Annotated in this window: 11 protein-coding genes; 9 read left to right on the top strand and 2 right to left on the bottom strand. The window is 69.9% G+C overall.

The genetic code is table 11. The features are described 5' to 3' along the window. Positions 1-26: 26 nt before the first annotated feature. On the bottom strand, positions 27-1,169 hold the full coding sequence (locus tag NIE79_RS12670) for a polyprenyl synthetase family protein (RefSeq protein WP_238678732.1): 1,143 nt from the start codon (positions 1,167-1,169) through the stop codon (positions 27-29). A 64-nt stretch (positions 1,170-1,233) separates the two neighbouring features. Between NIE79_RS12670 and NIE79_RS12665 the strand changes: the two genes are divergently transcribed. Continuing rightward, positions 1,234-2,157 carry a phytoene/squalene synthase family protein gene (locus NIE79_RS12665; protein ID WP_238678731.1) on the top strand — a complete coding sequence of 308 codons (924 nt, stop codon included), beginning with the start codon at positions 1,234-1,236 and terminating at the stop codon, positions 2,155-2,157. Continuing rightward, a complete protein-coding gene (locus NIE79_RS12660; RefSeq protein ID WP_238678730.1) occupies positions 2,154-3,479 on the top strand; it encodes a cryptochrome/photolyase family protein in 1,326 nt (441 codons plus the stop codon). The genes NIE79_RS12665 and NIE79_RS12660 overlap by 4 nt, the downstream gene beginning before the upstream one ends. Here the strand turns inward: NIE79_RS12660 and NIE79_RS12655 are convergent, their stop codons facing one another. Further along, a complete protein-coding gene (locus NIE79_RS12655; protein ID WP_238678729.1) occupies positions 3,480-4,556 on the bottom strand; it encodes a serine hydrolase domain-containing protein in 1,077 nt (358 codons plus the stop codon). Positions 4,557-4,648: 92 nt separating this feature from the next. On the opposite strand from NIE79_RS12655, the gene NIE79_RS12650 reads away from it, so the two are divergent. The 7 genes from NIE79_RS12650 to NIE79_RS12620 all read left to right on the top strand — a co-directional run bounded on the left by NIE79_RS12650 (position 4,649) and on the right by NIE79_RS12620 (position 15,754). Continuing rightward, positions 4,649-6,124 (top strand): dihydrolipoyl dehydrogenase family protein, encoded by a 1,476-nt coding sequence (locus tag NIE79_RS12650; protein WP_238678728.1) that lies wholly within the window; start codon positions 4,649-4,651, stop codon positions 6,122-6,124. A 185-nt stretch (positions 6,125-6,309) separates the two neighbouring features. After that, entirely contained in the window at positions 6,310-7,314 is a 1,005-nt protein-coding gene (locus NIE79_RS12645; protein WP_112586239.1) for a LacI family DNA-binding transcriptional regulator, read from the top strand. Positions 7,315-7,647: 333 nt separating this feature from the next. Continuing rightward, positions 7,648-9,027, top strand: coding sequence for an ABC transporter substrate-binding protein (locus NIE79_RS12640; protein WP_238678727.1), 1,380 nt, complete (start codon positions 7,648-7,650; stop codon positions 9,025-9,027). 86 nt (positions 9,028-9,113) lie between these two features. Next, positions 9,114-10,070, top strand: coding sequence for a carbohydrate ABC transporter permease (locus NIE79_RS12635; protein ID WP_238678726.1), 957 nt, complete (start codon positions 9,114-9,116; stop codon positions 10,068-10,070). 11 nt (positions 10,071-10,081) lie between these two features. Further along, a complete protein-coding gene (locus NIE79_RS12630; RefSeq protein WP_238678725.1) occupies positions 10,082-10,969 on the top strand; it encodes a carbohydrate ABC transporter permease in 888 nt (295 codons plus the stop codon). 139 nt (positions 10,970-11,108) lie between these two features. Continuing rightward, positions 11,109-12,728, top strand: a complete 1,620-nt coding sequence (locus NIE79_RS12625; protein WP_238678724.1) for a glycoside hydrolase family 13 protein — start codon at positions 11,109-11,111, stop codon at positions 12,726-12,728. A gap of 143 nt (positions 12,729-12,871) precedes the next feature. Then, complete coding sequence (locus tag NIE79_RS12620) at positions 12,872-15,754, top strand: galactose-binding domain-containing protein (protein ID WP_238678723.1); 2,883 nt, start codon at positions 12,872-12,874, stop codon at positions 15,752-15,754. Positions 15,755-15,934 lie beyond the last annotated feature (180 nt).

Below are 15,934 nucleotides of genomic sequence, written 5' to 3'. Positions count from 1 at the left end.
GACCACCTCCTCGCTCAAGTCGCTCATCAGGCCCGCCGGTTGGCAGCGGCGGTGGCCAGCCCGGTCAGCGCGGTCCGCGCCGTCTGGTCCACGGGTGCGGCGTCGAGCGCGGCCAGCGCGTCGCTGACCCGCTCGGCGATCATCTGTTCCACTCGGGTCACCGCACCGGTCTCGGCGACCAGCGCGGCGAGCGTGTCGACCGATCCGTCGGCGGCTCGCTCCAACGCCGTGAGCTGGGCCGGTGTGGCCAGCTCACGGGCCAGCATGAGCAGCGTGGTCGGCTTGCCGGTGCGGAGGTCGTCCCCGGCCGGCTTGCCGGTGGCCGCCGGGTCGCCGTAGACGCCGAGCAGGTCGTCGCGGAGCTGGAACGCTTCGCCGACAGCCAGGCCATAGCGGGTGTACGCGGTGACCAGCGGGTCGTCGGCAGGCACCCCGGCCAGGCAGGCACCGAAGAGCAGTGGTCGCTGGACGGTGTAGCTGGCGGTCTTGTAGCGGGCCACCCGTAGTGCCCGGTCGACCGACCAACTGCCCGGGTCGTTCTCGCCGAGCACGTCGAGATATTGCCCGGCGACCGTCTCGACCCGCATCTGGTCGTAGCAGCGACGCACCTCGAAGAGTCGCGTCGACGGCACCGAGGCGTGGGCCAGCAACTGGTCGGCCCAGACCATGCAGAGGTCGCCGATGAGCACGGCGACGGCCTCACCGAACCGGCCGGGATCACCTCGGTGGCCGGCGGCGATGTGCTGTTCGGCGAGCGCGACGTGCGCGGTGGGCCGGCCGCGACGGGTGGTGGACGCATCCATCACGTCGTCGTGCACCAGCGCGAAGGTGTGCAGCAGCTCCAGCGCGGCCAGCGCGGGCAGCACGGGTGGCAGCGCCGCGGTGCCACCGACGGCCCCGCGCCATCCCCAGTAGGCGAACGTGGAGCGGATCCGCTTGCCGCCGGTCAGGACGGCCTCCCGCGCGGTGGCGGCGAAGCTGCCCATCGACGCGTCGATGTCCCTGAGGGTGTCGACCTCGGCGGTGAGGAAGGTGTCCAGGGTCTCGTCGACTGCAGTGACCAGATCGTGGGTATAAGCGGCCAGAACGGCGCGGACTGGATCGTCCCCGTCCCCCGGCCCTGTCGGCGCCACGCGGGTCACGTTGCCCGCAACTGCGTCGTTGGCCATGCGGCTGAGCGTACCCTAGGCTACGAGTTGCGTCGATTGGTGCGTCGATAATGGAGGAGGGCCGGTGGAAACTGATCTCACCGCTGCCTATGACCGGTGCCGTGAGCTGCACAAACGCCACGGCCGCACCTACTATCTCGCCACCCGCCTGCTCCCCGCTTGGAAACGACGACATGTGCACGCCCTCTACGGGTTCACCCGGTACGCGGACGAGATCGTCGATCGCACCGAGGACCTGCCGCCGGCCGAGCGGGCCGCCCTGCTGGACCACTGGGCCAGCCAGTTCGTGGCAGGTCTGCACGGTGCGCCGGTCGACGACCCGCTGTTGCCGGCAGTGCTGCACACGATCGCCGTCTTCGATCTCGACCGGGACGACTTTGCGTCGTTTCTGAAGAGCATGGCGATGGATCTGACCGTCACCGCGTACCCGACCTACGACCACCTGCTCGACTACATGGAGGGCTCGGCGGCGGTCATCGGCACCATGATGCTGCCGATCCTGGGCAGCTCCGACCCGGTGACGGCCCGGGAGCCGGCCCGTCAGCTCGGCTTCGCCTTCCAGCTCACCAACTTCATCCGGGACGTCGCCGAGGACCTCGACCGGGGCCGCACCTACCTGCCGGACGAGGACATGGCGAAGTTCGGGGTCACCCGCGAGGAGTTGGCCGAGGCCCGCGCCCGGGGCCGCGTCACCCCCCGGATCCGCGAGCTGATCGAGTACGAGGTGACCCGCGCCCAGGCGCACTACGCCGCCGCCGCACCGGGCATCACCATGCTGGCGCCCGCCTCGCAGGCCTGCATGCGCACCGCGTACGCGCTCTACGGCGGCATCCTCGACGAGGTGGCCGCGCAGGACTACGACGTCTTCGTTCGGCGGGCCCTGGTGCCGCAGCGGCGACGGATGGCGGTGGCCGCACGGGCCCTGCTCAGCTCGACCGGTACCCCGGTCGTCATCCCCGGGCCGACGATCCATCCGGAGAGCCGGTGACAGCGAGCACGGCGATCGTGCTGTTCACCCGCGACCTGCGGGTGCACGACCACCCGGCGCTGGCCACCACCTGTGCGGCCTTCGACCAGGTGGTGCCGCTGTACGTGCTCGACCCGGCGCTGACCGACCTCTCCGCCAACCGCACCCGCTTCCTGCACCAGGCCCTCGCCGACCTGCGCGACCAACTGCGCGAGCGTGACAGCGACCTGGTGGTCAGGCACGGCGACCCGGTGGCCGAGACGATCCGGCTGGCCGACGAGGTCGGGGCCACCGCCGTCGCGCTCTCGGCCGATGTCAGCCACTACGCCGTCCGCCGGGAGCGGCGACTACGCGCCGAGTGCGAGCGGCACCGGCTGCACCTGCGACTGTTTCCCGGGCTGACGGTGGTCGAGCCGGGCGCGTTGCGGCCCGGTGGCGGCGGTGACCACTACCGGGTGTTCAGCCCGTACCACAGGGCCTGGGCGGCCAACCGGTGGCGCGAGGAGTTGGCCGCGCCGCGGCGGACCGCGCTGCCCGACCGGGTACGCGTGGGCCGGCTGCCGGCGCTGCCGGCCGGCGACTCGCCCGACGCGGCCAGCGGCGGTGAGCGGATCGCCCGGCAGCGGCTCACCGACTGGCTGCCCGACCTGCCGAGCTACGGCGATCAGCACGACGACATGGCCGGCGACGACACCTCCCGGCTCAGCCCGTACCTGCGCTTCGGCTGCGTGTCGCCGCTGGCGGTGGCGAACCGCGCCGGGGACCGGTCCGGCCCGTTCGTCCGGCAGCTGTGCTGGCGGGACTTCTACTACCAGGTCACCGCCGCCTTTCCGGAGATCTCGACAGCGGCTTACCGGCGGGGTGCCACCGAGCAGTGGCGCTACGACGACGATGCGTTGGCGGCCTGGGCCGAGGGACGCACCGGGATGCCGATCGTCGACGCCGGGATGCGGCAGCTGCGGGCCCTCGGCTGGATGCACAACCGGGCCCGGCTGATCACCGCCGGCTACCTGACCAAGCACCTCGGGCAGGACTGGCGTTCCGGGGTGGCGGTCTTCTTCCGCTGGCTGCTCGACGGGGACGTGGCGAACAACTCCGGCAACTGGCAGTGGGTGGCCGGCACCGGCAACGACACGAAGCCCTACCGGGGGTTCAACCCGGTCCGGCAGGCCGAACGGTACGACCCGGACGGCGACTACGTGCGCCGGTGGGTGCCGGAGCTGGCCGGGGTGCAGGGCAAGGCCATCCACCAACCGTGGAAGCTGCCGGAGGCCCTGCGCCAGACGCTCGACTACCCACCGCCCCTCTCGGTACCGGGCACCGACCCCGTCTGGCTGCGCTGATCAGAGCACCGAGTGCAACGCCTCGACCAGCTCGTCCACCCGGTCGTGCTCGGCGAGGTGCGCCGTGGCGTACGCGAAGGTGTAGCCGCGCTCGGGGTCGGCCCACGCGCTGCTGCCACCGATGCCGCCCATGCCCCAGCTGCCGTCCGGCTCCCACTGCATGCCCAGGGTCCAGTGGGCGTCGCGGTCCAACACCAGGTCCGGCCCGTCGTACTGGACCCTGGTCGTTTCCGCCACCAGCTCCGGGCTGAACAGCCGAACCCCGTCCAGGACACCACCGGCCAGCAGACCGGCGTAGAGCCGGGCCAGGCTGGGCGCTGTGGCGTGCAGGTTGACGGCGGGCATCTCGGCGCCCCGCCACAGCTGGCTGTTCAGCACGGCCAGGTCCAGCCCGCCCGCCGGGTTGCCCATCGCCCGCGCCCGCAGCGAGCCCGCCTCACCGAGCGCCCGGGTCGGCCACCCCGGGTCGCCGTACCGCAGGTCCGCGCAGCGCAGCTGGTCCGCCTCACTCAGCCCGAAGCCGAGGTCGAGCTGCCACCGGTCGGCGATCTCCTCGGCCAGGAACCTGCCCACCGACCGTCCGTCGACGCGGCGGACCAGCTCGCCCACCAGATGCCCGTACGTCCAGGCGTGTTCCCCGGCGACCGAGCCCGGCGACCACTCGGGGTCGGCGGCGGCCAGGTCGCCGGTGAGCAGCGCCCAGTCGGCGACCGCGGTGGCCGGTCGGGGCACCGGAAAGGCCGGCAACCCGGCGGTGTGCGACAACACCTGACGCACCGTGGCGGGTGTGCGGAACTCCGGCCAGTACCGGTTAACTGGTGCGTCGAGATCGACGGTGCCCCGGTCGACGAGCAGCAGCAGGCAGAGTGCGGCCACCGGCTTGCCGACCGAGTAGACGTTCACCAGGGTGTCCGGCAGCCACGGCTCGCCGCCCGGCCCGTGGCCGCTGCGGGAGCCGCCGACCAGGTCCACGACAGGTCGCCCGTCGTACCAGATGGTCAGGGCCGCGCCGGTTTCCCGGCCCGAGGCGAACAGGTCGTGGAAGCAGTCCCGGACCGGAGCGAAGCGTGCGTGCATCCGGCCACGGTAGGCGTCCGGGCCGGTGCGCGTGCCGACTTTTCCGCCGACCCCGGTGGTTGGGGTGGTGTCGCTGGGGGATGCTGTTCGGTGTGGCGGAGCCGGAGCTGGTGGATGTGGTCGTGGTCGGGCTCGGGGTCGGCGGCGAGGAGGTGGCCGAGCGACTTGCCGAGGCCGGCCTGAACGTCGTCGGCGTCGAACGGGATCTCGTCGGCGGGGAGTGCCCGTACTGGGGCTGCATCCCGAGCAAGATGATGATCAGAGCCGCCAACGCGCTCGCCGAGGCTCGCCGGGTCGACGGGCTCGCCGGGACGGCGCAGGTCCAGCCGGACTGGGCGCCGGTGGCGAAGCGGATCCGCGAGGAAGCCACCGACACCTGGGACGACACTGTCGCGGCGGAACGGTTCGTCGGCAAGGGCGGCCGGCTCGTGCGAGGCAGCGGCCGGCTCGACGGTCCGCGCCGGGTTCGCGTCGGTGACCAGGTGTTCGAGGCCCGGCACGGGGTGGTGCTGGGCACCGGTACCCGTCCGTCGGTGCCGCCCATCGACGGCCTGGCCGACACGCCGTACTGGACCAACCACCAGGCGATCGAGGTCGAGGAGCTGCCGGAGTCGCTGCTCGTGCTCGGCGGCGGCGCGATCGGCCTGGAGTTGGCGCAGGTCTTCGCCCGCTTCGGGGTCCGGGTCACCGTGGTCGAGGCGCTCGACCGGGTGCTGGCCATCGAGGAACCCGAGGCGTCCGAGGTCGCCGCAGCGGCGCTGCGCGCCGACGGCGTCGAGATCCACACGGGGGTACGCGCCGAACGGGTCGAGCACGACGGGACCAGGTTCACACTGCGCGGCGGCGGCGGAGCGGAGTTCACCGCCGACCGGCTGCTGGTGGTGACCGGGCGCAAGGCCCACCTCGCCGAACTGGGCCTGGACACCATCGGCCTGGACGCCAACCAGCGTTACCTCCCGGTCGACGACCGTCTGCACGTCACCGACCACGTCTGGGCGGTCGGCGACATCACCGGTGAGGGTGCCTTCACCCACATCGCCATGTACCAGGCGGGGATCGTGATCGCCGACATCCTGGCCCGCGCCCGGCAGGCGAAGGCGGGGGCGGACGCCAGCGGCACCTCCAGCGTGGTCGGCGGAGCGATGGGCGCGTCCAGTTCGCTGGCCGCCAGCGGATCGAGCGGGTCGGCCGGCACCGTCCCGCGTGCCGACTATCGCGCGCTGCCCCGGGTGACCTTCACCGATCCCGAGATCGGCGCGGTCGGGCTCACCGAGCAGCAGGCCCGCGAGCGCGGCATCAACGTGCAGGTCGGTTTCACCAAACTCGGCAGCTCGACCCGAGGCTGGATCCACCAGGTCGGCGACGACGGTTTCATCAAGCTCGTGGCGGACGCCGACCAGGGCGTGCTGATCGGCGCGACCTCGGCTGGCCCCGCCGGAGGCGAGGTGCTGTCCGCGCTGGTGGTGGCGGTGCACGCGGCGGTGCCGCTGAGTCAGCTCCGGCACATGATCTACGCGTACCCGACCTTCCACCGGGCCATCGAAACCGCCCTCCGCGACCTGTCCTGACCCCCGGTCCTGCCCGAGACCACAGCGCCCCCGCGAGGCACCGCAATATCAAGGATTCCGAGTCGATCAAGACCACCTGGGGCGGGGTCGGAATGGTCGGTGTGGGAAGAATGCGACAGGCGGCCAGCAAACGACGGGCAGATTGCTGTTCATTTCTTTCATCCAGGTGACGTACGATTGCGACCGTGACCAAGCGGTTGACTGAAGTTGCCAAGAAGGCGGGCGTCAGCGAGGCCACCGTCAGCCGAGTGCTCAACGGCCGCGACGGGGTCTCCGAGGCGACCCGCACCGCAGTGCTGACGGCGCTGGACGTGCTCGGTTACGAGCGGCCGACCAAGCTGCGCGGCGAACGTGCCCGGCTGGTCGGGCTGGTGCTGCCCGAGTTGCAGAACCCGATCTTCCCGGCGTTGGCCGAGGTGGTCACCGGCACTCTCGCCCAGCGCGGCTACACCCCGGCGCTCTGTGCCCGGACCATCGGCGGCGTTTCCGAGATGGACTACGTGGAGATGCTCCTCGACCACCAGGTCTCCGGGGTGATCTTCGCCGGTGGCTCGTACGCGCTCGCCGACGCCAAACACGACCACTACCGGCGGCTGACCGACCGGGGGCTTCCGGTCGTGCTGGTCAACGCTGGTGTGGACGAGCTGGGTTTCCCACGGGTCTCCACTGACGACGCGGTGGCGGTGGAGCAGGCGTACGGGCACCTGCGCTCGCTCGGGCACGAACGGATCGGCATGGTGCTCGGCCCGGAGGGGCATGTGCCGTCGCGGCGCAAGCTCGACGCGATGATGAAGGCCGCGGGCTGGGACGAGGGCGACGCCGAGTGCGTCGAGCGCTCCAGCTTCTCGATGGAGGGTGCGCGGGTCGCCGCGACGAAGTTGGTCGAGCGGGGCGTGACCGGCATCATCTGCGCCAGCGACGTGCTCGCGCTGGGCACGATCCGGGCGGCCCGGCGGCTGGGCCGTTCGGTGCCGGCCGACGTGTCGGTGGTGGGTTTCGACGACTCCGCGTTCATGACGTGCACCGACCCGCCGTTGACCACTGTGCGGCAGCCGATCGAGACGATGGGGCAGGCCGCCGTGGATCTGCTGGTCACCCAGATCGAGGGTGCCGGCGTCCTTCAGGACGAGCTGCTGTTCGAGCCGGAGTTGGTGGTGCGGGGTTCCACCGCTCCCGCCCCCGGCCGCTAGGCACCACACCGAACGACGCTTCGGCCGTCGACCGCCTCTCGCGGTCGGCGGCCGTTTTCGTCGTTGCCCGCCACGGTCGCCATCGACCAAGCCGAATGATCGGCCATAAGGCATCAATAGTCCGCAAACCGGTCTGCTTTCAGAGGCTTGCCAACATCTGTCGTGATCGCGTCGTGTCCTTTCGGAACAGGGTCGATACCTTGCCGAAATGAGTCGGCCTCGCTACAGTGACTCCACTCACACCTGGCTCCGACGCAGCTACTGGGCGTCAGGTCGTATCACCGCAGATCAGCGAAGGTCATTGGAGACACCCGTTCCCGAAGGGATGGACAGATGTCCGTACCGCAATACCGAAAGGCTGCGGCGGTTGCGCTCGTGGCCGGCCTGGGGCTCAGCCTCACGGCATGCTCCACGAAGAGCGACGACAAGGGCTCGACCGCCGGCGGCAAGGTCACCATCACTGTCGACTGCCAGCCGGTCGGCGCCCAGAAAGAGCTGTTGAAGAACTGGAACGACGACGTCGCCGAGTTCCAGAAGCAGAACCCGGACATCACCATCAAGAGCGTCAGCGTCGGCGAGCAGTGCAACAACCCGCCGGACTTCACCGCCCGCCTCGCCGGCGGCACCGTGACCGACGTCTTCTACGGCTACATGACCGATCTCCAGCAGGTGCTCGACTCCGGTCAGGCGATGGACATCAGTCAGCAGGTCAACAAGGACGCGATCGCGACCTGGGACAGCGTCGACCCGGCGCTCAAGGAGGTCTTCACCGACGGCGGCAAGCTCTACGCCGTCCCGGTGAAGAACTACTCGATGGGCCTGGTCTACAACAAGGCCCTGTTCCAGCAGGCTGGGCTGGACGTGAACAACCCGCCCAAGACCTGGGCCGAGGTCCGGGCCGCCGCCAAGAAGATCTCCGCTCTCGGCAACGGCATCGCCGGCTACTCGGAGTACAGCGCCGGCAACACCGGTGGCTGGCACTTCACCTCCCTGCTCTACTCGCAGGGCGGCAAGGTGCTGACCGAGGACGGCAAGAAGGCCGACTTCAACAACGCCCAGGGTAAGCAGGTCCTGCAGAACCTCAAGGACATGCGGTACGGCGACAACAGCATGGGCGCCCGTCAGCTGCTCCAGTGGGGCGACCTGCTGACGAACGCCGGCGCGGGCAAGGTCGGCATGTTCATCGGCGCGCCGGACGCCACCCAGGCGATCGTCAGCCAGTTCCAGGGCAAGTTCCAGGACTGGGCGATGGCTCCGCTGCCCGGCCAGGACGGCGCGGCCAAGGGGACGCTCGGTGGTGGCGAGGGCTACTTCTTCAAGAAGGACCTCACTCCCGAGCAGGTCAAGGCCGGTCTGAAGTGGATCGCGTACCAGAAGCTCACCCCGGGCAAGGGCCAGTTCGACTACGCCCGGGCCAAGCCGCAGAACTACCCGGTGGGTCTGCCCCAGCCGCTGCTCTTCGCCAACGGCAGTGACGCGCAGAAGCAGGAACTGGAGCTGCGTAAGGCGAACGCGAACGTCGACACGGCGAACTTCGCGCTCTTCGAGGCGACCCCGGTTCCGATCAAGGGTGAGCCGCGCAACGCCCAGGCCGTCTACGCGGTGCTCGACGCCGCGATGTCGGGTGTGCTGACCAACCCGAACTCGAACATCGACGCACTGCTCAAGACCGCCGAGGAGAAGGTCAACCAGCTCCTCGCCGCCGAGAGCTGACCGATCGTGTGGGGGTCGGGACGCCGACCCGACCCCCACGCCAATCGCATCACATCTCGACGTGACCGACTCACCCAGGAGTTGCCTTGGCGATCACCACCGTCCCGGAGACCCCCAGGAAACCGGGCCGCCCGCCGTCGCCGTACTCGGCGAGGCCGCAGCGCACGAGTCTCGGCCGCAAGGTACGGGACAACCTCAGCGGTCACGCGTTCCTGATCGGGGCGGTGCTCTGCTTCGTCGTCTTCTCCTGGTACCCGATGGTCCGCGGCATCATCATGAGCTTCCAGCGGACCCGGCGCGGCGAGACCACCTGGGTGGGCTGGGACAACTACTCCCGCATCATCGCCGACCCCAGCTTCTGGACGGCCTGGCAGAACACGTTCTACTTCACGGTCCTGGCGCTGGCCCTCGGGTACGTGGTGCCGTTCTTCGTGGCGATCCTGCTCAACGAGTTCCGCCACGCCAAGGGGTACCTGCGGATCCTGGTCTACCTGCCGGTGATGCTGCCGCCGGCCTCGGCGTTGTTCCTCTTCAAGTTCTACGCGTACGACCCCAGCGAGGCCGGGCTCTTCAACGCGATCCTCAAGGCACTGCACCTGCCCACCTCGCAGTGGATGCAGTCGCCCGAGATGACGATGCCGGCGATGGTGCTCGCGTCGACCTGGATGAACATGGGCGGCGCGGTACTGATCTACCTGGCGTCGTTGCAGAACATCCCCGGTGAGCTCTACGAGGCGGCGGAGCTCGACGGCGCCGGGATCTGGCGCCGGATCGTCCACGTGACGATCCCGCAGACCCGGTTGATCCTCGCGCTCCTGGCGATGTTGCAGATCGTCGCCACCATGCAGCTCTTCATCGAGCCACTGATCCTCGCCAACGGTGCGGGCGCGGAAGACTCGGCGACCTCGGTGGCGTACCTCATCTACCAGCACGGGTTCTTCCAGAACGACCTCAATGGCGCCGCCGCCCTGGGCGTGATCATGCTCGTGGTGCTGGCCGGCTTCTCCGCCGTGTACGTGCGGCTGACTGCGAAACAGGACTAGGACGGCGAGGAATGGCACAGGATTCCGGAACCCGGACCCTCATCTCCCAATCCCAGCTCAGCCGGGGGCGCGGCCGGGTCATCTACTGGACGCTGCTGGTAGTGGTCGTGACAGGGTTCACGCTCGTCTTCCTCGGGCCGCTCTACTGGATGGTCACCGGCGCGCTCAAGTCCGGCCAGGAGATCGCGCAGACCCCGCCGTCGCTGTGGCCGAAGGATCCGCAGCCGCAGAACTACATCGACGCGTGGAACAACCTGGCCCTCGCCAAGCTGCTGTTCAACACCTTCTACTACGCGATCGGTGCGGTGCTGTTCCAGCTGGTCTTCGACACCGCCGCCGCGTACTCGCTGTCCAAGCTTCGACCGATCTTCGGCAACGTGATCCTCGCCCTGATGCTGGGGACGCTGATGATCCCGGCGATGGTCCTCATCGTTCCGCAGTACGTGACGGTGATCGACCTGCCGATCGTGCACATCAACCTGCTGGACTCACCGTTCGCGATCTGGCTGCCCCTGGTCGCGAACGCGTTCAACATCTTCCTGTTGAAGCGGTTCTTCGACTCGATCCCCGAGGAACTGATGGCGGCGGCACTGATGGACGGGGCGACCTCGCTGCGCACGCTCTGGTCGATCATCCTGCCGTTGTCGCGACCCATCCTCGGCGTCGTCTCGATCTTCGCCGTGACGGCGGTCTGGAAGGACTTCCTCTGGCCGAAGCTGGTCATGCCGTCGCCCGAGACCCGGACGGTCAGCGTCGGCATCTACGCCTTCGCGGGCGGCACACCGATGAACGTGGTGATCGCCGCGTCGGTCATCGCCGCGATCCCGACTGTCATCATCTTCCTGATCTTCCAGCGAAACATCATGTCCGGTCTGACCACGGGCAGCATCAAGGGATAGCGACCACCGGTCCTCCCGCGCGGCGAACAACGACCGTTCGCCCGACACATAACCAGGTCCGGCGAACCCGCCGACGTACTGACGCAGAAAGCAGGTGCTCGTGTCCACAGCTGACAGAAGTCCGTGGTGGCGTGGAGCCGTGATCTACCAGGTGTATCCCCGCAGCTTCGCCGACGGTAACGGCGACGGCATCGGTGACATCGCCGGCATCCGGTCCCGGCTGAACCACCTGTCCGCGCTCGGCGTCGACGCGATCTGGTTCAGCCCCTGGTACCCGTCCCCGATGGCCGACGCAGGCTACGACGTCTCCGACTACCGCGACATCGACCCGGTCTTCGGCACCCTGACCGAGGTCGAGGCGCTGATTGCTGAGGCGCACGCGCTGGGCATCCGGACCATCGTCGACGTGGTGCCCAACCACTGCTCCGACGCGCACCCCTGGTTCCAGGCCGCGCTCGCCGGCGGCCCCGGCGCGCCCGAACGGGACCTGTTCTGGTTCCGACCCGGCCGGGGGCCCAACGGCGACGAACGACCCACCGACTGGATCGGCGAGTTCGGCGGCGAGACCTGGACCCGCACCACCAACCCGGACGGCACCCCCGGCGACTGGTACCTGCACCTGTTCGCCCCCCAGCAGCCGGACTTCAACTGGGACCACCCCCGGGTGCGGGAGGAGTTCGAGGACGTCCTGCGGTTCTGGTTCGACAGGGGCGTGGACGGCATCCGGATCGACTCGGCCGGGCTCCTGGTCAAGGACGGGACGCTGCCCGAGGTCCGCGAGGACGAGCCGCACCCGTTCCACGACCTCGACGGGGTGCACGACATCTACCGGGGCTGGCGTCGGGTCGCCGACGAGTACGTCGACCGGGCGCTGATCGGTGAGGTGTGGCTGCCGGACCGGCAGCGGTTCGCCAACTACCTGCGCCCGGACGAGCTGCACGCCGCGTTCAACTTCGACTTCCTCGGCTGCGCCTGGGACGCCGCGGCGCTGCGGGAGAGCATCGACGGGACGCTGAGCGCGCACGCGCCGGTCAACGCGCCGGCCACCTGGGTGCTCTCGAACCACGACGTCACCCGGCACGTCACCCGCTACGGTCGCGCGGACACCCGGTTCAGCTTCGCCGCCAAACGCGAGGGCACCCCGACCGATCTGGAGCTGGGCACCCGCCGGGCCCGCGCCGCAGCGCTGCTCTCGCTGTCGCTGCCCGGTGCCGCCTACGTCTACCAGGGCGAGGAGCTGGGCCTCTACGAGGTCGAGGACATTCCGTACGCGATGCGGCAGGACCCGATGTGGGAGCGGTCCGGCCGGATCGACCCCGGTCGGGACGGCTGCCGCGTACCGCTGCCGTGGGCCGGGGACGAGCCGCCGTTCGCGTTCAGCCCCGCTGGTGCCGCGGCGCCGTGGCTGCCGCAGCCGGCCGACTGGAAGGACCGGACGGCCAGCGCGCAGACCGGCGACTCGGCTTCGATGCTGGAGCTGTACCGGGCGGCGATCCAGGCTCGGAAGGCCGACCCGGCGCTCGGTGACGGCGAGCTGACCTGGTTGCCCGCCCCGGACGGGGTGCTGGCGTTCCACCGTGGCGGAGGCTTCACCTGCCTGGTCAACCTCTCCACCGCGCCGGTGCCGATGCCAGCTCAGGGGGAGTTGCTGCTGGCCAGCGGGCCGCTCGACGACGGGTTGCTGCCGACCGACACGGCTGTCTGGCTGCGTACCGCCGAATCCACCGACGGGCCGCGCGGGGCGGACGGCCCGGCCTGACCTGACTCTGCTCGCCGTGGTGCCGGCGGCCCGTCCCGGCCGCCGGCACCACACCACCAGGAAGGGAGAACCGAGGGGGAACGCGCGACACCGCACCGACACGGGGGGATCTGGCCTGCCTGACGAAAGGGAGAGCGCAGCTCATGGCCAACCACACCACCGGCACCCCGCACCACCTCCGACACCCGACCCGGGCACTGTTGGCCGCCATCGGCGCCACCCTGCTCGCCGCCACATCAGTCACCGTCCTCGCGGTGACCGGCACCGCGACCCCGGCCTCGGCGGCGGGGTTGTCCCCCTTCGACATCCCCAACCGGGGCGCCACGGTTCCGTTCGTCGAGCAGGAGGCGGAGGAGACCGCCCACAACGGCACGAAGATCGGCCCGGACCGGCGTTACGGCACGCTGCCGTCCGAGGCGTCCGGCCGGGAGGCGGTCACCCTCGACGCCGTCGGCGAATACGTCGAATTCACCCTCACCGCCCCGGCCAACGCTGTCACCTTCCGCTACAGCCTGCCGGACAGCCCGGCCGGCACCGGCCGCGACGCCGCCATCGACCTACGGGCCAACGGGTCGCTGCTGAAGTCGGTCCCGGTGACGTCGAAGTACGGCTGGTACTACGGCGGATACCCGTTCAACAACAACCCGGGCGACACCAACCCGCACCACTTCTACGACGAGACCCGGGCGCTGTTCGGCAGCACCCAGCCGGCCGGCACGAAGATCCGGCTACAGGTCTCCTCGACCGCGCAGTCGCCCACGTTCACCATCGACCTTGCCGACTTCGAGCTGGTCGCCCCGGCGATCACGAAGCCCTCCGGTGTGCTCGACGTGGTCACCGACTTCGGTGCCGACCCGAGCGGCGCGACCGACTCGACAGCGAAGTTCCAGGCGGCGGTCGACGCCGGCAAGGCCCAGGGCCGGGCGGTCTGGATCCCGACCGGCACCTTCACCCTCTGGGACCACGTGGTGGTCGACGGGGTGACACTGCGCGGCGCCGGCCCTTGGTACTCGGTGCTCGGCGGCCGGCACCCCACCGAGCGGAACAGGTCCGTCGGCATCTACGGCAAGTACGTTCCCGGTGGCGGCTACACCGGCCCGGTTCGCGCACACGAGGCGAACGGGCCCAGCCGCAACGTCACGCTGCGGGACTTCGCCATCATCGGCGACATCCGCGAGCGGGTGGACGATGACCAGGTCAACGCCCTGGGCGGGGCGATGACCAACTCGGTGGTCGACAACCTCTGGCTGGAGAACACCAAGGTCGGGGCGTGGATGGACGGCCCGATGGACAACTTCACCATCCGCAACAGCCGGATCCTGGACCAGACCGCGGACGGGGTGAACTTCCACACCGGGGTGACCAACTCGACGGTGACGAACACGTTCGTCCGCAACACCGGCGACGACGCGTTGGCGATGTGGGCGCAGAGCGTGCCGAACGTCAACAACTCCTTCACCCGCAACACCATCGGGGTGACCCTGCTGGCCAACCACCTGGTCAGCTACGGCGGTCGGGACATCAAGATCACCGACAACGTGACGGCCGACTCGCTGACCAACGGCGGCGGCATCCACATCGCCAACCGCTACCCCGGCGTGCAGGGCGCCACCGGAGTCCAGGGCACCTGGACGATCGCCCGGAACACGCTGATCCGTAACGGCAACTCGGACTACAACTGGAACTTCGGTGTCGGCGCGATCTGGTTCTCCGCGCTCAACGAGGCGTTCCAGAACCCCACCATCAACATCACCGACACCGACATCCTGGACAGCTCGTACGCGGCGCTGCACTGGATCGAGGGCCAGACCAACGGGATCAACCTCAACAACGTGCGAATCGACGGCGCCGGCACGTACGCGCTGCAGGTGCAGGCGAACAGTCAGGTGTCGTTCACCAACGTGCGGGCCACCAACATCGCGCAGAGCAACCCGATGCACAACTGCGTGGGCGCCGGCTTCCAGATCACCCAAGGCTCCGGCAACTCCGGCTGGTACACCCCGACCCCGTACTGCGGCCCGTGGCCGAACCCCCAGTGGGGCGGCGGGCCCACCTCGCCGCCGCCGACCACCCCGCCGCCCACCACTCCGCCTCCGACCACCCCGCCGCCGACCAGCGGAAACCTGGCGCTGGGCCGGTCCACGACAGCTACCAGCACCAACCAGAGCTACACGGCGGCCAACGTGGTCGACGGCAACGCGTCGACGTACTGGGAGAGCGCCAACAACGCCTTCCCCCAGTCGGTCACCATCGACCTGGGCGCGTCCCGATCGGTCGACCGGGTGGCGCTCAAGCTGCCCAGCGGTTGGGAGCAACGCACCCAGACCCTGTCGGTGCTCGGCTCCACCGACGGCTCGTCGTACACCACACTGGCGTCGTCCGCCGGTCGGGTCTTCGCCCCCGGCGCGGGCAACACCGTGTCGATCGGGCTGCCCTCCGGTGACCGCCGCTACATCCGGGTCACCGTCACCGGCAACACCGGCTGGCCGGCCGCGCAACTCTCCGAGGTCGAGGTGTACGGCGGCACCCAGACCACCCCACCGCCGACCACCCCACCGCCGACCACGCCGCCGCCCACCACCCCGCCCCCGACCACGCCGCCGCCCAGCGGCAACCTGGCGGCCGGGCGGTCGATCACCGAGACCAGCCACTCCGACGTGTACGCCGCCCCCAACGCGGTGGACGGCAACGCGAACACCTACTGGGAGAGCGCCAACAGCGCGTTCCCGCAGTCGTTGACCGTGGACCTGGGGGCCAACCGGTCGGTGTCCCGGGTCGTGCTGAAGCTCCCACCGTCATCGGCCTGGCAGACGCGTACGCAGACGCTGGCGGTGCTCGGCTCCACGAACGGCTCGACGTTCAGCACGCTGAAGGCGTCCGCCGGCTACAGCTTCAACCCGGCCAGCGGCAACACGGTCACAGTGACCTTCACGGCGACCACCCAGCGGTACCTGCGGCTGACCGTCACCGGCAACAGCGGCTGGCCAGCCGGCCAGCTCAGCGAGTTCGAGGTCTACTCCAGCTAGGTCGGTTGCCCCCGCCCGGAGCGGGCGGGGGCAACCGGTCCGGGCGCCCCGGCGCAACGCCGCGCCGGCCGCCCGACCCCGTCCCCAACCCGCTCCTTCCCCCACCTGTCGCGGTACGACGGGCGTACCCCTGCACCCGTCGCCGGGCAACGCACCCACACCCACCCCCGAAAGAGGTGT

This window comes from Micromonospora trifolii (assembly GCF_022229005.1).
In the GTDB taxonomy this organism is placed as follows: domain Bacteria; phylum Actinomycetota; class Actinomycetes; order Mycobacteriales; family Micromonosporaceae; genus Micromonospora; species Micromonospora trifolii.
The sequence above is the reverse complement of the archived record's forward strand: the minus strand, read 5'-3'. Positions and strand labels throughout refer to the sequence as shown.